Here is a 16,671-nt window from a genome sequence, read left to right on the forward strand (position 1 = left end):
TAGAAAAAATATAATATGAGATTTAATATTATCTTAGAATATGTTTTTTATTAGCTCCTCTTTAACAACAGACTGCTTCGTAGAAAGTCTACAGGGTTTTTGTGCGCGCAACACTGAACCAGATTTCTTTATGACCCAAACCTTAGTCATATTTAAAAATCTAGCTACACCAATTGGTGAAAGTGAGTGCAGCAACTACAGCAGTATCGACCCTTAAAATTCTTTTTCCTAGACTCAATTTTTGACAAAACTTATCGGCAAGATCAAGTTCATAAGATGAAAAACCACCTTCAGGGCCAACAATAATAGCAACATTTTTTTTGCCTTTCAGCACTTTGTCAGCTTTACCTGTTTCATCACACAAAACAAAATTTTTACTCTGGGAATCAGGTAACTCACAAAAGTTAATAGGAGGCAAAATCTCTGGTATACTTATCCTACCTGATTGTTCCGCTGCTTCGATTGCTTGTAATTTTGCTCTACTTAGGTTAATATTTTTTACCACTGTACGTTCCGTTGAAATAAATTGAATGCAGATTACTCCCATTTCAGTTGCCTGTCTTACTATGTTGTTCAAAGCAGCACTTTTTACCATGGCACAATACAGGTATAAATTTTCCTCATATTGCTGTTGTTTAGTGCATTCTTTGGGTGTAACTTCTGTCAATTTACGCGATATATTAACTACTTCTCCTAACCATTCTCCATCTTTTCCATTAAAAAGAGAGAGATTATCATACTTCTTAAGCCGCATTACATTGCAAATATAGTGACTTTGTTGTGGATTAAGTGCTAAACTCACGCCTTGTGATAAAGCTTCTTCAACATAGAGCCTAATTTTTCCCATTCAAAACTTTAATTATATCCTACTTGAGTGACTCTTACGGGATTTGAACCCGTGTTACCACCGTGAAAGGGTGGTGTCCTAACCACTAGACGAAAGAGTCAACTTGAATCTAACTAGGTTATATCGATTACATATATAAAGTCAATTCAATTATTTTGAATCACATAGTTAGAGGGATATATCAGTAATCTTATATCGACAGCCTCCTATTACTCCATGCTCAATACTCACTGAACCTATCTCAGATTTAGGAGCTAATTCTAATTGTTGTTCAACTTTTGTATCGGAATCATAGCCAGAATCGTAGCCAGAATCTCTACGCTCATATTTCTGCCTTATTTCTTCTACACTAAAGCCAGCCTTGGTCTTAATTTTTTGATCATTAGTCTGTTGCTGACTTATCGACTTATTAGCACTTAGCTCATTTAGCTTCACTTGCCAATCATTCACTTTATCTTGCACTAACCCATGGCAAGTTCCAGAATTAGCTTTTATGTCTTTTGCTTTTCTTTCTGCTCTTTTCTTGGACAAATCTACCCTAGCATAAATAGGTTCTGACGACTGTTCTGGCTCTTTCTGTTTTAGGCTAGTAGGCTTTTTTTGTTCTGAAAGATCATCTATAGTGCAATAAATAGGTTCTTCTGATATACTCAAATAACCACTATCTTCCAATGATAAATTTTCAGTGGATTTTTTATGTGAATCATATATTTCAGCATAAATAGATTCTTCTGATACACTCAAATAACCATTCTCCCCTAATGAGTTACTAACCTTAGCATCATACACCTCAGCGTAAATTGGCTCTTTTGAAGGCAAAGCATCATAATTAGTGCTCTTTGGCTTATACTCAAAAGTTCTAGAAGGTTTTTGAGGTGGTATTACATTGTTGTTCACCTCAGCGTACATAGTTATTGGCTCATATTCAGAGGTTCTAGGAGGTTTTTGTTGTATAGCTTCAACATTCAAATCATCTGTAGAATAATACTCTGCGCCTTTTCCTAGTAAAAAGGAAACTGTGGGGTGAAGAATTATCTCTGCTGGTAAGTTTTTCTCACTATCCAATTTTAGATTTTTTGATTCTGCTAAACTCTAAATAACACGAATTATAACATTCTTTCCATTCTCATCTATTGAGTGGATATCAGCTCCACGATTAATCAGCAATTCCATTATTTTGTGATCTGTAGCATGTCCTAAAGCCTGATTTAAAGCTTGATTATTATTTATATCAAATGATCCTGTATTCTTGAGAGACATAGTCTTTGAAAAGAATTTTCTAAAACTATTTAATGCATCATAGAGAATTAGAGTCAGTTTAACACCTTTTATGTCATTGTTTTTGACAGATTTAATTAAAAAATTATCTATTATGCCCATGATTATACCCCCTATATAAAAGCTCACTACCATGGTACAATTTTAAACTATGATGATTTATTTTCTACTAATAGCAGCTCTCTATAACCACTTAACAAGTGGTGGCATTGACATCATAATTGCATCTGGATTGCCGTCAGTCATTAAACCAAACCTTGTGCCACGATCGTATAACAGATTGAATTCTACATATCTGCCACGTTTTATTAATTGATTTTCTCGTTGTTCTTTTGTCCAAGATTTTTGTATATGTTTACGTATGATGTGCAAATAAATTTCCAAAAAGGCTTCACCTACTGCTTTTGTGAACTCAAAATCGTTTTCCCAGTTGCTAGAACTCAGATTATCATAGAAAATGCCACCAATACCACGCGGCTCTTTTCTGTGTTGTAAGAAAAAATAGTTGTCACATTGCTCTTTAAATTTTGGATAATATCCGGTGTCAAATCTATCACATGTCATTTTGATTGATTCATGAATATACTTGCAATCTTCTTCATTTTTATATATTGGCGTAAAATCCATTCCTCCACCAAACCATTGTTTTGAAGTATATATCAGCCTTGTGTTCATATGTGCTGCAGGGATAAGGGGCGATTGCATATGAGACACTAAAGATATACCGCTTGCCCAGAACTCTCCGTTACTTTCACTTGCACCAGGAATTTCATTAATGGCTGAATCTGCAAATTTTCCGTGTACTTTTGAAACGTTTACTCCAACTTTTTCAAAAACATTACCAAAAATAATTGTAGATTCACCACCTCCACCACCTGGGCGATCCCACTTTCTCTTTTCGATTTTTGGCTCTGCGGATGATTGTTTTTCAATTAATAAGAAAGATTCTATAATCTTATCTCTTAGTGCACAGAACCATTTAAATGCTTGTGTTTTTTGTTTTTCCATAATATCCTCTTGCTAGCTTATTAACATTGTTATATCTGATATTTAAGGAACTTAATTAGATTTGGATGATAATTATCTATCAAAGACGTTAATAAATCTATAATAATTAAATCAATATAATAGAACATTTTCGTATGTACAACAATGCCAAGTAACAATAATGAATAAAAGATACATAGATAACAAAAAAGAGAACAGGGTTGACTTCATACTAAGAAATTATGGAATGTCAATTGTTGTGATGGCAGTTATTATGCTCTTACCTCCAGTAGCAATATCGATACTCTACTTTTTTGATATATATAGTCAGCATATTAATATAGAGATTAATTTATTAGTTAGCATTCTAACAACTCTCTTTATGATGTATAATGTAAAACGCTACAGATACCTACTTAATACTATAGAATTTCAAAATGCAATATTTGCAAATGCACTAAATCATAATACAGAATTTTGCCTTATTTTACATAAAGATGAAGGTATTATTTATGCTGATGCAAGGTTCTACGAAAGGTTTAAAGATCATATAGATGATGACATTACGTTAGACAAGATTCTTGAAATAGGAGATGTTTCAGAAGCAGACAAAAAAGTACTCTATCATGCACTAAAAAATAACTCTTCTGTACAGGTATGCATTTCCTTAAACAAGAAGAATAGAGTATCTAACTTTCTTTTGCTCTTTGAGCCGATACCAGATAATCCCCAAATTGCTATAAATAGTAATAAGATTTTAAATTTATCATTAGTGCCAATAGCAAGGCCAGATGGGTATTTTGTATTAAAAGCAACACAGATAAACAAGGAGCAGATATATGAAGAGTTAATAGAAAAACACAGCATAGGAACTTACATTGCAAATGCCAAAGGGGTGATTTTATCTGTAAATAAAAGATTTTTAGACATATTTGAACTAAAAAAACTGGAAAAAGGTAGCTCAATCAGTGATTTTATATCTCAATCTAAATATAACAATACAACAACCGATAATGAAATTTTGTTTTTTACTATAAGTGGTATTCCATTCAAGGCTTATATGAGCACTGCTATATTTTGTGATAAATACAACCATAGCTATATATATGGCTTTATAACACCAACCGAATCAAATATTGTTGATTATCAATTACACCCTTGTTTTGCAAATTCATCAATTGCTATTGCACAATGTGACATAAACGGCAACTTTGTAAAGAAAAATACGGCACTAATAAAGCTTGCAGGGTCAGATAATAATTCAATCTTTACGTTGATATTGGATAGTTATCATGTGAAAATACGTGAATATTTTTCGAGTAATAGAATAAATAATGCGTCTTTTGATGTACAGCTCAACGGCGGTAATAACATAAAAATATATTTCAATAAGTTTCTTCATAATAAAATGATCTTCATACTTTGTTATTTTATTGACAATACTGAACACAAAAACCTAGAGATAAAGCTTGAGCATTATCAAAAGATGCAAGCTATAGGGCAGTTAGCAGGTGGTATTGCGCATGATTTCAACAATATATTGACTGGGATAATAGGATTTTGCGATTTGCTTTTACTCCAACACTCAGCTGGTGACCCATCTTTTGGAGATATAATACAGATACAGCAAAATGCAAAGCGTGGATCAAATTTAGTAAGACAATTGCTTGCTTTCTCAAGAAGACAGACCTTGCAGCCAAAAATTATTGATGTAAATAATACTATAGCTAATCTTTATGAAATGATAAAAAGATTAATAGGTGAAAATATAAAATTTAATATTTATTATGGTAGAGACTTGGGTGCTGTTAGGGCTGATCAAGGGCAATTAGAGCAAGTTATACTTAACTTAGCAGTCAATGCTAGTGCTGCTATGGAAAAGGGCGGAGAATTAACTATACGAACCTTTAATCAAAAGATTGACTCATTAAATTCTACACCTCAGGATATGTTTTCTCCAGACAAGGAAGCGATTGAACATGGAAATTATGTTGTGATTGAAGTAATTGATACTGGATGTGGAATGACGAGTGATACAACTGAAAAGATCTTTGATCCATTTTTTTCTACCAAAGATATTACCTCTGGTACAGGTCTTGGCCTCTCTACTGTATATGGCATTATTAAACAAACTGAAGGATACATCTATGTTGCTAGCAAAGTAAATCATGGAACTAAATTTAGCATATTTTTGCCCATGGTTTACATATCAGATGAAAATGATAGAGAGGAAGATAGTGAAGAAACAGAAAAACCGGTAGTAAGTGAAATTAAAGGTAATGGTATAATTTTATTAATCGAAGATGAAGATTCAGTAAGGGAATTCATCTCTAAAGCACTCAAAAGAAAAGGATTTGATGTAATAGAAGCAAGCATAGGCAGCGAGGCGCCAGAAATAATCAGTAAAAAAAGTCAACATATAGATCTTATAATCACTGATGTAATCATGCCAGAGGTGAGCGGCCCAGAAATAGTTAAAGAAGCATTGATCCATAGGCCAAATATCAACGTTATTTTTATTTCTGGGTATGCAGAAGATGCTTTTTTAAAGAGTGATGACATCAATATAGAAGATTTTCACTTTTTGCCAAAACCATTCACTCTGAATGAATTAGGAAACAAGGTTCAAAGTGTGTTACACAAAGCAAAAAAGACAGTCTAATTTTAGTGTGGTTAGCAACAAAAAAATTTTCTAATGCAAAAGTTTCTTGCATATATACAATAGAATTATTTTATACATAAGATAAAAGGCGTGAGCAAGATTATTGCAATAGTAAATCAAAAGGGTGGAGTTGGCAAAACCACAACTAGTATAAATTTGTCGACAGCCTTTGCTGCTGTGGGAAAAAGCACTTTATTGGTAGATCTTGATCCTCAAGGAAATGCTAGCACCGGACTCGGGATTTCTTATCGTAGTAGGGAAGAAAAAAACATATACAAAATACTACTAAGCAGCGAAAATAAATTGATAGAATCGGCAATTTTCAATATAAAGGAAATTCCGAATTTATCGCTAATTTCGTCAGTAGTTGATTTGTCAGCTGCAGAAATTGAATTATCGCAACTTGAGCGAGGAAAATTCGTACTAAAAAGCGCATTGGAGAAGATACGCGATAATTATGAGTATATAATCATCGATTGCCCTCCATCACTTGGGCTTCTGACCATAAATGCTTTGACTGCTGCTAATTCTATTATTGTTCCTCTTCAGTGTGAATTTTTTGCTCTGGAAGGATTAAGCCATTTAGTTAAAACTGTGGAGCTAATAAAAAGGAATAACCTAAACCCTTTTTTGGCAATAGAAGGGATAGTGTTAACAATGTATGACAGGCGCAACAAACTCAGTGAACAGATTAAAAACGATATTTGCCAGTATTTAAATGATAAAGTATACAAAACTATCATCCCATTGTATGAGACTGTTATTCCACGTAACGTACGGTTATCAGAAGCGCCTTCTCATGGAAAACCCGCTATTGTGTATGATCTTAAGTGTCCTGGTGCACAAGCATATATAAGTTTGGCAAGGGAAATTTTAAAAAAGCACGCGAGCAGTTGTAAGGAGAAGAAACTAGTAAGCGAGGGCGTAGTATGAAGGATGATAGACGCCTCGGCAGAGGTCTTGCCGGCCTCATAGGCGATAATTATGATAATAAAGAAGATCGACAAGAGCATTTGCCTATTTCATTACTGCACCCAAGCAAATTTCAACCGAGGAAACATTTTGACGAGGAGTCATTAAGAGAACTTGCAAATTCGATAAAGAAAAGTGGCATTATACAGCCTATCGTGGTACGCAAAGATTCAAATGATGATGGTTATGAAATAATAGCTGGAGAACGTCGTTGGCGAGCAAGCAAGATTGCAAATCTTGATAGTGCACCGGTTATCATAAAAGATCTGAGCGACAAGGAATGCTTGGAAGTATCCATTATTGAAAACATACAAAGGCAAGATATTAATCCAATAGAGGAAGGTGAAGCTTACAGAAAACTGATAGATGAGTTTTTCTATACACATGAGGAATTAGCTTCAGCTATAGGCAAAAGCCGCAGCCACATAACCAATATGATTCGGATGTTGTTGCTCCCTGATAGGGTGAAAACAATGATCAATGAGAAAAAATTGTCTATGGGTCATGCAAGAGCGTTGATTAATGTTGAAAATGCGGAAAGTATTGCAGAAAAAATAGTTTCTCAGGGCTTAAGCGTTAGACAAACTGAAAAACTGATAAAGGACCTACATCAAAACAACAATCAAAAAGAGCAGAGATATACTAGAAATCAAGATATGACAGTAATAGAAGGCGCTATATCTTCTCAACTTGGTTTAAAGATCAAAATTAATGACAACAATTCTAAGGGTAAAGTTATGATACGGTATGATAATCCAAATGAATTGGATTTGATATTGAAAATTTTGAATAGGAAACTTGAGGCATAGCTAGTAGTTGGCTAGCAAAGCAACAAACCAATATCAACTGTTGGTGTCATGAAAGTAGCTGACACTGGAATCCAGGAATTTTATTAAGTTGGTAAGCATAAAAGTATAACTTCTACGTCATACCGCCGCGGTATCCGCTAACAAGCAGCGGGATGACGATTGTCAGGGTAGCTGTCATCCCAGTGCCCTGACTACTTGGATCCAGGAAAAAGAATGGTGTCATCCAAGTAGCTGACACTGGGATCCAGAAGACTTAATTTCAACCAAGTGGCTGCATAATAAAGGCTGGATTCCAGTGTCACGCACTGGGATGACACCCTAGTAGAAATCGTTTTTGTAATTGCAACATTCGTGCAATCTTTAGCCATAAATATTAAGAAATTTACCAAATGAAAAAAAAGGCAAAAGAAGCCCTGGGGTTATTATCCGCTTTAAAATATTGGCGTTTTTTATGTTTTAAACGCTTGACAAGCAAGATTAAGCTGCTTTTAATTGCAACTAACTTACGCTGCAAATGTTTAAGAAGTTTACTAAGCAGAAAAAAAGACAAAGAACCCCCGAGTTAGCTAGTCTTTTACTATCTCTGTCGAGTATTGGCATTTTTTGATGTCTTGTAACGCTTTATAAGCGCGTTCAGCTTATTTAGATAAAAATCTAGATGTAGATGAAGTTTTGTAAAGACATACAGTATCTATATACTGCAAAAAATTGAACATAAGACGCCGATACATTAAGTAATCCTTACCTTTTAATCTGCAGATTGGCGAAAGCAAATACAATAGCTTCACTATCATGATAAGGGCGCTGGCGAAGGGTGTCAAGTAAGTTTTTTCGTTTCATCCGATGCGCTGCCAAAAGCTATGCAAAAAGTCCAATGAGTTAACTCCCATATATCCTGAGTAATTCTTGTGCATTAGCTTTGATTAGGATAGGGCATTTTCTATCATTTAATAGGGAACGCAATATTTCAGTTGCACCTTTAATGTCGTTATTATGTATCTTTACTACAGCGATAGCTTCTTGGCTTGAATAAGGATACACTGTGCTTGATTCTAAATTATCAATTTTGTCTTTATTTATTTTTTCACCGTTGGAGTGAAGTAAGCTCATTACTTCTAAATATTGTGCTAACTCACGCAAAACATTAGGAGCATCTTTATCATCTGCCAAATCATTATAAATAGATGCTGTGTCTGTTGGCATTGAATCTGAGATATGATTGAATGCGCGTTCAAAATTTGCTAAATACTCCCAATTTGAATCTATTTCTTCTAGCAGCGGCTTATTATCTTTTTTTAAGAATAATACTTCGTAAAACTTGTCACCTGCAGTTATAGATTGTTTTGTGTTATCAATGTTGCGCAATAAGTATAATGTGATGCCAACTAACATTGGCGCGAGTGCAAGCAGAAAGATGTATTTTTTCATGGTAATATTCTGAATAGTTATATATTTATACATTAATGCTTTTGATTTGCAAAAACATATTGACATAGTGATTATATCACATAATAATATTCTTAAAGTTGTTTGAATAGTTGGAGATTAAAATATTTCTAAAGTAGAAATAAAGACAGCAGTATTAAGCTAAATTATTTTTTGTCGGATTTATCCGATGTACCCTCAACCTTTTATAGGTTGAAGTCTAAATTTGAGAGTTTGATCCTAGCTCAGAATGAACGCTGGCGGCAGGCCTAACACATGCAAGTCGAACGGAGTTATATTGTAGCTTGCTATGGTATAACTTAGTGGCAGACGGGTGAGTAATGTATAGGAATCTACCTAGTAGTACGGAATAATTGTTGGAAACGGCAACTAATACCGTATACGCCCTACGGGGGAAAAATTTATTGCTATTAGATGAGCCTATATTAGATTAGCTAGTTGGTGGAGTAATAGCCTACCAAGGCAATGATCTATAGCTGATCTGAGAGGATGATCAGCCACACTGGAACTGAGATACGGTCCAGACTCCTACGGGAGGCAGCAGTGGGGAATATTGGACAATGGGCGAAAGCCTGATCCAGCCATGCCGCATGAGTGAAGAAGGCCTTTGGGTTGTAAAGCTCTTTTAGTGAGGAAGATAATGACGGTACTCACAGAAGAAGTCCTGGCTAACTCCGTGCCAGCAGCCGCGGTAATACGGAGAGGGCTAGCGTTATTCGGAATTATTGGGCGTAAAGGGCGCGTAGGCGGATTAGTAAGTTAAAAGTGAAATCCCAAGGCTCAACCTTGGAATTGCTTTTAAAACTGCTAATCTAGAGATTGAAAGAGGATAGAGGAATTCCTAGTGTAGAGGTGAAATTCGTAAATATTAGGAGGAACACCAGTGGCGAAGGCGTCTATCTGGTTCAAATCTGACGCTGAGGCGCGAAGGCGTGGGGAGCAAACAGGATTAGATACCCTGGTAGTCCACGCTGTAAACGATGAATGTTAAATATGGGAAGTTTTACTTTCTGTATTACAGCTAACGCGTTAAACATTCCGCCTGGGGACTACGGTCGCAAGATTAAAACTCAAAGGAATTGACGGGGACCCGCACAAGCGGTGGAGCATGTGGTTTAATTCGATGCAACGCGAAAAACCTTACCACTCCTTGACATGGAAATTATACTTATTCGAAGGGATAGGGTCGGTTCGGCCGGGTTTCACACAGGTGTTGCATGGCTGTCGTCAGCTCGTGTCGTGAGATGTTGGGTTAAGTCCCGCAACGAGCGCAACCCTCATCCTTAGTTACCATCAGGTAATGCTGGGGACTTTAAGGAAACTGCCAGTGATAAACTGGAGGAAGGTGGGGATGATGTCAAGTCATCATGGCCCTTATGGAGTGGGCTACACACGTGCTACAATGGTGGCTACAATGGGCTGCAAAGTCGCGAGGCTAAGCTAATCCCTTAAAAGCCATCTCAGTTCGGATTGTACTCTGCAACTCGAGTGCATGAAGTTGGAATCGCTAGTAATCGTGGATCAGCACGCCACGGTGAATACGTTCTCGGGTCTTGTACACACTGCCCGTCACGCCATGGGAATTGGTTTCACTCGAAGCTAACGACCTAACCGCAAGGAGGGAGTTATTTAAAGTGGGATCGGTGACTGGGGTGAAGTCGTAACAAGGTAGCAGTAGGGGAATCTGCAGCTGGATTACCTCCTTAGGCTTTGCACATAATTTACCATTTTTAATGATGGTGTTGTTATGTGCTATACTGCTGTCTTTACTTCTACTTTATTTTAATTTCCCGATAACGGAATTTTATGAGTGATAGACCTCTTTCTCCACATTTACAAATATATAAAGTACAAGTTACTAGTTTTTTCTCTATTATGCATAGATTGACTGGTATCTTGCTATTCCTTTTATTAATGATACTTTCTTGGTATTTCATATTACATGTTTACTTTCCTGAGTTACTTATAGTAAGGTACTTAAATGCATTATTATTCACTCCTGTTGCTAAATTAGCTTATGTCTTATGTTTTATAAGTTTTGTATATCATTTTCTTAATGGTATTCGTCATTTATTGTGGGATGTTGGGCTTAATTTAGAAATTACTGGCGTTTCAAGGAGTGCTATACTGCTGACAGTAACGCTACTTCTTTCTACTATGGCTTTTTTATTTATGTTTATATGAGTCAGTCTGGAAATTCAGTACATCATTGGTGGGTTCAGCGTGTTTCTGCGGTAATTTTACTGTTCCTGTTTCCTTGGTTTATCTATTCATTTTCTTGCACATTTTATACTGATAGCTCTTTGTCTTTTAGTGAAAAATTTATTAATCACCCTCTAGAGCTTTTATTTTTTGTTGTATTGTTGTTTTGCATTTTTTGGCACGCAGTTCTTGGAATGCAGGTAGTATGCGAAGATTATATACACAGCGTACCTTTGAGGATTTTTACAATTACATGCATAAAGTACTTATCAAGCATTACTTATATAACCCTCGCTTTTACAATCTTTATCTTCTACAGGCATATTTTCTTGTAAAATCACCGGTGCTGTGTTAATATATTATTAGTGTACTAGTTTTATTATTGAACTATAGCATTATAGCGATTTTGGTTTGACAATATGTTTGAAGCATTAAAAAAGGGAGCAATAGATCTTACACTTAAAGCAAAAGGTCTGCTTACTTCACCTGAATCTCAAGTTTACGTCGAAGACCTTAGAAAGGTAATGATGTATGATGGAAGGAAATGCCAGTATCCAAAAAATTATGATCAAATTGTACAGTCTGCTAAAATCATAGAAAACAGGGATATGCATGGAAATGCTATACTAGATAAAGATAAAAATCCAACCTATAAACTTTTGTATGGTCAAAAAGATGAGAATGGAGAACAACCAAGTTTCAGATTATCTTTAGTTACCAAAGATAAAGATAATGATAGATCTTATTTTACTATCAATTATATAGACAATCAGGGTAAGCAAATTCCGATAAATGAGTTGCATAAGTCATATTTTGAGCCATTAGGCTTTTCGAGAATGGATTTGAAAAAACACGTGCCAATTTTTGAAGCTGAAAAAACTAAGGATCCTCAATATCCATTTGAATTAACTAATTCTTCTGTGCTAACTAAAGAGGTAAAAAATAAAGAAGGTAAAGTTCAGGAAGTTGTTGATGAAAAAGGAAGAAATGGAGAATTATTATACACTAGTGATTACAAGAAGCTAAGCACCCATTTTTCAGAAATTAGAGATCAGAATGGTAATCTAGAGCTAGATAAAAGTCTTATATCTGTTCCTATCGTTTTTGCTACAAGTTTAGCTAAAGTTTGTACTAAATTGTTGACTTCTCTTCCTATAAAGTTAGGGGAGCATTTAATAAGCGAACAAAACCCAATTGCAAAGTCTTTTGGTTATCTTTTATTTACTCCTGCAATGGCAGTAAAAAATTTAGTGGATATGGGAGCTACCATACTTAAGGCTCCAATTTTATTGTTTGTAGCAAATGAGAAAAAATATGGTGATGCTTACTACACCATGTGGAAACACCAACTGAAAGGATGTTTGGAAGAAGCAAAAAGTGACTTTAATGTTATTAAAGGTGAAGAAAGGCTAAAGCCGGATCATGGGAATCGTGATTCACTAGTGGGCACATGGGATGAGCTTAACGCTAGAAGGCCAAAGAAACAAGGGGATGATAAAGAAGTTAGCAAGAGTAATGAAATACTAAAGAGTCCTGAGGAAGAACAAAATAAGGGTAATGAAATATTAAGTGATAAAAGAAAAGGTCATGTTGAGGAATTACAAAATAGAAGAAATTCACAGCAAGGGCAAGGCGCTACACATGATCACTCTCATTAGCAATTACTTTAAATCAACATTTACTTTCTTTATTAACTATTCCACAACAAAAACTTGCATGTATTTTGCCCTCAGTATAAGATATTAATTATTTAATTAATATCTTAACTAAATGCGCCCTGTAATATTGTGTGGTGGTAGTGGTAGCAGACTTTGGCCTTTATCTAAGCCAAAGCAATTTCAGAAAATATTTAGTCAGAACACTATGTTTCACAACACTTTGTTGAGGCTAAAAAGCGATTATATGCCGCCCATAATTGCTACAAATATACAGTACGAGTCATTAGTGATGGAGGAATTGCATGCACTGCAAGAATATAAAGTGATTTTCGAACCAGTGAAAATTGGAACAGCAGCGGCAATATTAATTGCTGCACTTCTCTGCAATGAAAACGAGACAATGTTAATTCTGCCTTCAGACCATTTTATAGGTGATTTGAATAGTTTTTATGCTTCTACTCAAAAAGCGTCTAAGTTAGCCTCTGAAACTAACTCTATAGTCACTTTTGGGGTTAAGCCTCATGAATTCAATTCTGAATACGGCTATATAAATGCAGTATATGATCAGAAAGAAAAATGTCATATAGTGAAAGATTTTACAGAAAAGCCCGAGCGTAAGTTAAGTAACGATCATTATTGGAACTCTGGAATATTTGTGTTTAGAGGTTGTCCGGAAACAAGTAAAAGGCTATAATATCTGAAATTTTAGTACGGGGTAAAGATGAGAAAAAAGTATCCAACAGATCTAAGCGAAAGGGAATGGGCAAGAATAGAAAAACACTTCAGAGTATCATACAAGAAAGGAGGAAGGCCGCCAAAGTATAGCAAAAGAGAAATATTAGAAGCAATTTTCTATGTATTGCGTACAGGGTGTCAATGGCGGTATTTACCAAATGATTTTCCGCTATGGAAGACTGTGTATGAGCAGTTCAGGCAATGGAAGAAGCAGGGAATTTTTGAGAAAATGAATTATGAAATTACAAAATATAGTAGAAGAAAAATAGGAAGGAATGAGCAGCCGAGTGCCTGTATAGTAGATAGTCAATCTGTAAAGACTACAGAAAAGGGGGGATCAAAGGCTATGATGGAAGTAAAAAAGTAAAGGGTAGAAAAAGGCATATAATTACAGACACTCAGGGTTTTATACTAGGTTGTTACGTAGGCGCTGCTAACGAAAATGATAGAGATGGTATTAAAATAGCATTAAACAATATGAGAACAAAATATACTAAAGTTAAAAAAATGTGGGCTGACATGGGATACCAAGGAAGAAATTTAAAGAATCACATAAAGGAAGAATATGACATAGATATTGAAATTGTTAAAAGGCCTCCATGTAGATTTTGGGTGCACAAAGATACGCCACCTGAGCTACTACCAACAAGAGAACAAGGGTTTAAAGTACAGCCAAGAAGATGGGTTGTAGAAAGGACTTTTGCTTGGGTTAATAGGAATAGAAGGCTATCGAAGGAGTATGATTTACTCACAACATCCACTGAGAATTTCATATACCTAGCTATGAGTAGGGTTATGTTAAAGAGGGAATATGCTTGAATTTACTAGTTTCCGGACAACCTCTTAAAGCAAAACGCTACATAGATGAGATTAAAAAATCTGCCCCGAATCTTTACAATTTATGTTTTAAATATTTCACACCGCAAGAGAGATTTCTGTATTTAAAACAACGAGATTTTGCAGGAATTGAAGGCATATCCATTGATTACTTGGTGATGGAGAAAGCAAAAAACGTTGCAATGATAGAAGCTAATTTCGATTGGTTGGATGTTGGAACTTGGAATTCAGTTTTAGAATTGAGTGAGAAGTTTAGTAAAGAACCGGCATCATTTCAGCATGTGATTAGAGAAAAAGAACCAGTTTCAACGACAGAAAGTAATAAAAATTTATTGAGTGGAGCTTGTAAGCAACCAAACAAAAGTCTAATTTCATTTATTCATAAAGTTAAGAAAGTAAAGGTGATAAGGAAAGAAGTTAAACCATGGGGATTTTGTAGTATAATTTTAATGAGCGAAAATTTTCTTATAAAATATCTTTTTATCAATCCATTAAGCTGCACTTCTAAGCAATTCCATCACTATAGAGATGAATACCATATAGTGCTATCAGGAGTTGGATATGTTAGTTTAGAAGACAAAGAATATGCTATAGCAAAGGACCATATGATAGAAATCCCAAGGGAAGTTTCCCATAGGATTGAAAATAGAAGCACAAGCTTTCCACTTGAAATAGTTGAATTTCAGATAGGAGAGCATTTATCTGATAATGATATAGTGAGATTGGATGATGTATATGGAAGAATATGGTAACGCCATAAATGCATTTGTTGGCAATTTATAATATGGGTATAGCTGCTTTATGTAAAAAATAATATTTACTAAATCTTAATATTTTAAACCTATACCCATATTTTAATAAATAATGAGTTGTAATTAATATGAAGGATCCATTTAAAAGTGACAATTATAGAGAAAATCTCGGTTTCCTTAAAGAAGCTATAAAAGCAAGAGATGAGTTAGTAACTATTAGACATTATAATAAAACGGTAAGGGATTTATCTCAGGCATTAAAGCGTTTTACAGATAAGGCAGAAGATGTAGCTAAGTTTGTTATACGTAGTGACTCAATTGATTATGTAAAATCGATGAATGGAAAGCCATCAGGTCTTAAGATATTAAAGGAAATATTGAATAGAATCTCGGGAAGAAATGTTCCAGTTAAGAATATAAGTAGTTTTATTGATAAATTACCTCCTCCTACTTCAATGACAATCTTTGAATATCTAGAGGCTTATCGTAAAATTTCAGGTTTGGAGCAAGTTGAAAGAGGAAATATTGCAATAGCTCCAGAAAAGCCAGAACGCAGTTTTCTAAAAGAAGATAGACAAGTAGAAGTTAATTATAATGATTCAGGCCATGGAAATTCATTAGATGAAAAGCCTGGATACAAAGAGATATCAAATTATCAAGAGAAGAAGAGTAAAATTTTAACAGAAAATTCACAAAGTTCAAAATCGCCTAGAGAAGAGCTAATTTATGTAACAGTTCCTAAAGAACATATGGAAGCAAAAAGAGAACTTAAACAAAAACAACAATCTAAACCTCCAATATTGCCAAAACCATCAATAGCACCCCCATTGCCAAAAAAAATGTTTACTGCTGGTCAAGAAGTTAGACAAAAACCAAAAGTAGTAGGAACTGTTCCTAAATCAACTAAAGATAAACCTGAATTACCACTAAAACTTAAAAAGTTAGGTCATACTGATCAAAAATCAAGCACAAAGCTAGAAATGGTAGTATCTTCTATGGAAAAAGAAATTAATTATAATATCGATATTAAAGTACAAGAGATAAGAAAAAAATTCAAACAAAATCAAGCAAAAGAAAGTCCTAATGCGCAAACTATTGAAAGCAGGACCCCTCCTGTTGCACAAGTGAATATAGATGTGGAGAAAAAAACTAGGCCATCACCAAAAGTTGCTTCCCAATCTCGCTTATTTCCAATGAGGGATGAAATATCTCAGATGAATCCCTTATCAGCAAAATCTGATCCGAGACCTCATGTTAGCAAAAATGCTCTTCTCACAGATGTAAATGTAAAGCAACTAGTTGTACAATTTGAAAATTATGGAAGGAAAGAATTATAACTTATTGAATAAACCCAATAATATTCTTGATTTTTTCTATGTTATAAAAGCACAAGCTCTCCACTTGAAATAGTTGAATTTCAGATAGGAGAGCATTTATCTGATAATGATATAGTGAGGTTGGATGATGTATATGGAAGATTTTGAAA

At 34.8% G+C, this 16,671-nt stretch carries 12 protein-coding genes, 1 tRNA gene, 1 rRNA gene and 4 pseudogenes; 12 read left to right on the forward strand and 6 right to left on the reverse strand.

The annotated features are described in order from the left end of the window. Positions 1 to 160 precede the first annotated feature (160 nt). The 5 genes from ACJZL3_RS06665 to hemF form a co-directional block, all read right to left on the reverse strand. Complete coding sequence (locus ACJZL3_RS06665; RefSeq protein ID WP_006279818.1) at positions 161 to 847, reverse strand: 16S rRNA (uracil(1498)-N(3))-methyltransferase; 687 nt, start codon at positions 845 to 847, stop codon at positions 161 to 163. 28 nt (positions 848 to 875) lie between these two features. Next, positions 876 to 947 (reverse strand) — tRNA-Glu (locus ACJZL3_RS06670). 68 nt (positions 948 to 1,015) lie between these two features. Continuing rightward, entirely contained in the window at positions 1,016 to 1,912 is an 897-nt protein-coding gene (locus ACJZL3_RS06675) for a hypothetical protein (RefSeq protein WP_419198756.1), read from the reverse strand. 27 nt (positions 1,913 to 1,939) lie between these two features. Beyond that, positions 1,940 to 2,227, reverse strand: a complete 288-nt coding sequence (locus ACJZL3_RS06680) for a hypothetical protein (protein WP_419198757.1) — start codon at positions 2,225 to 2,227, stop codon at positions 1,940 to 1,942. A gap of 81 nt (positions 2,228 to 2,308) precedes the next feature. Continuing rightward, complete coding sequence (hemF, locus tag ACJZL3_RS06685) at positions 2,309 to 3,133, reverse strand: oxygen-dependent coproporphyrinogen oxidase (RefSeq protein WP_022626154.1); 825 nt, start codon at positions 3,131 to 3,133, stop codon at positions 2,309 to 2,311. A 160-nt stretch (positions 3,134 to 3,293) separates the two neighbouring features. Here hemF and ACJZL3_RS06690 point away from each other — a divergent pair, with 160 nt between their 5' ends. The 4 genes and pseudogenes from ACJZL3_RS06690 to ACJZL3_RS06705 all read left to right on the forward strand — a co-directional run. After that, entirely contained in the window at positions 3,294 to 5,774 is a 2,481-nt protein-coding gene (locus tag ACJZL3_RS06690; RefSeq protein WP_070357002.1) for an ATP-binding protein, read from the forward strand. A gap of 90 nt (positions 5,775 to 5,864) precedes the next feature. Next, positions 5,865 to 6,707 (forward strand): ParA family protein, encoded by an 843-nt coding sequence (locus tag ACJZL3_RS06695; protein WP_006280226.1) that lies wholly within the window; start codon positions 5,865 to 5,867, stop codon positions 6,705 to 6,707. Continuing rightward, the gene (locus ACJZL3_RS06700; RefSeq protein WP_006279814.1) at positions 6,704 to 7,555 is read left to right on the forward strand and encodes a ParB/RepB/Spo0J family partition protein; all 852 of its coding nucleotides are present in this window, start codon (positions 6,704 to 6,706) and stop codon (positions 7,553 to 7,555) included. Before ACJZL3_RS06695 ends, ACJZL3_RS06700 begins: the two co-directional genes overlap by 4 nt. Positions 7,556 to 7,790: 235 nt before the next feature. After that, a pseudogene (locus ACJZL3_RS06705) lies at positions 7,791 to 7,874 on the forward strand (WPE palindromic element domain-containing protein); the annotation flags it as partial. Between the two features lie 560 nt (positions 7,875 to 8,434). On the opposite strand, the gene ACJZL3_RS06710 reads toward ACJZL3_RS06705, so the two are convergent. After that, the gene (locus tag ACJZL3_RS06710; RefSeq protein WP_010963111.1) at positions 8,435 to 9,049 is read right to left on the reverse strand and encodes a hypothetical protein; all 615 of its coding nucleotides are present in this window, start codon (positions 9,047 to 9,049) and stop codon (positions 8,435 to 8,437) included. A gap of 153 nt (positions 9,050 to 9,202) precedes the next feature. Here ACJZL3_RS06710 and ACJZL3_RS06715 point away from each other — a divergent pair. From ACJZL3_RS06715 to ACJZL3_RS06750, 8 genes and pseudogenes are all read left to right on the forward strand, one after another. Next, a 16S ribosomal RNA gene (locus tag ACJZL3_RS06715) occupies positions 9,203 to 10,707 on the forward strand. Between the two features lie 100 nt (positions 10,708 to 10,807). Then, positions 10,808 to 11,185 carry a succinate dehydrogenase, cytochrome b556 subunit gene (gene sdhC, locus ACJZL3_RS06720; RefSeq protein WP_010963112.1) on the forward strand — a complete coding sequence of 126 codons (378 nt, stop codon included), beginning with the start codon at positions 10,808 to 10,810 and terminating at the stop codon, positions 11,183 to 11,185. After that, positions 11,182 to 11,538, forward strand: a complete 357-nt coding sequence (sdhD, locus tag ACJZL3_RS06725) for a succinate dehydrogenase, hydrophobic membrane anchor protein (protein WP_010963113.1) — start codon at positions 11,182 to 11,184, stop codon at positions 11,536 to 11,538. The genes sdhC and sdhD overlap by 4 nt, the downstream gene beginning before the upstream one ends. Before the next feature lie 84 nt (positions 11,539 to 11,622). Further along, a complete protein-coding gene (locus ACJZL3_RS06730) occupies positions 11,623 to 12,861 on the forward strand; it encodes a hypothetical protein (protein ID WP_010082038.1) in 1,239 nt (412 codons plus the stop codon). Positions 12,862 to 12,973: 112 nt separating this feature from the next. After that, positions 12,974 to 13,525: pseudogene (locus tag ACJZL3_RS06735) on the forward strand (sugar phosphate nucleotidyltransferase); the annotation flags it as partial. A 57-nt stretch (positions 13,526 to 13,582) separates the two neighbouring features. Further along, positions 13,583 to 14,415, forward strand: a pseudogene (locus ACJZL3_RS06740) (IS5 family transposase). 26 nt (positions 14,416 to 14,441) lie between these two features. Then, a pseudogene (locus ACJZL3_RS06745) lies at positions 14,442 to 15,185 on the forward strand (cupin domain-containing protein); the annotation flags it as partial. A gap of 128 nt (positions 15,186 to 15,313) precedes the next feature. After that, entirely contained in the window at positions 15,314 to 16,522 is a 1,209-nt protein-coding gene (locus ACJZL3_RS06750) for a hypothetical protein (protein ID WP_070357004.1), read from the forward strand. The last annotated feature ends 149 nt before the right edge of the window (positions 16,523 to 16,671 follow it).

The sequence above is a fragment of the Wolbachia endosymbiont of Rhagoletis cingulata genome (genome assembly GCF_048537655.1).
Taxonomy (GTDB): Bacteria; Pseudomonadota; Alphaproteobacteria; order Rickettsiales; family Anaplasmataceae; genus Wolbachia; species Wolbachia pipientis.

Excerpts from the sequence above, each read along its gene's own strand:
- ACJZL3_RS06665 (WP_006279818.1), bottom strand. The coding sequence starts at position 847 with ATGGGAAAAATTAGGCTCTATGTTGAAGAAGCTTTATCACAAGGCGTG.
- ACJZL3_RS06680 (WP_419198757.1), bottom strand. The coding sequence starts at position 2,227 with ATGGGCATAATAGATAATTTTTTAATTAAATCTGTCAAAAACAATGAC.
- hemF (WP_022626154.1), bottom strand. The coding sequence starts at position 3,133 with ATGGAAAAACAAAAAACACAAGCATTTAAATGGTTCTGTGCACTAAGA.
- ACJZL3_RS06690 (WP_070357002.1), top strand. The coding sequence starts at position 3,294 with ATGAATAAAAGATACATAGATAACAAAAAAGAGAACAGGGTTGACTTC.
- ACJZL3_RS06700 (WP_006279814.1), top strand. The coding sequence starts at position 6,704 with ATGAAGGATGATAGACGCCTCGGCAGAGGTCTTGCCGGCCTCATAGGC.
- ACJZL3_RS06710 (WP_010963111.1), bottom strand. The coding sequence starts at position 9,049 with ATGTCAATATGTTTTTGCAAATCAAAAGCATTAATGTATAAATATATA.
- sdhC (WP_010963112.1), top strand. The coding sequence starts at position 10,808 with ATGAGTGATAGACCTCTTTCTCCACATTTACAAATATATAAAGTACAA.
- sdhD (WP_010963113.1), top strand. The coding sequence starts at position 11,182 with ATGAGTCAGTCTGGAAATTCAGTACATCATTGGTGGGTTCAGCGTGTT.
- ACJZL3_RS06730 (WP_010082038.1), top strand. The coding sequence starts at position 11,623 with ATGTTTGAAGCATTAAAAAAGGGAGCAATAGATCTTACACTTAAAGCA.
- ACJZL3_RS06750 (WP_070357004.1), top strand. The coding sequence starts at position 15,314 with ATGAAGGATCCATTTAAAAGTGACAATTATAGAGAAAATCTCGGTTTC.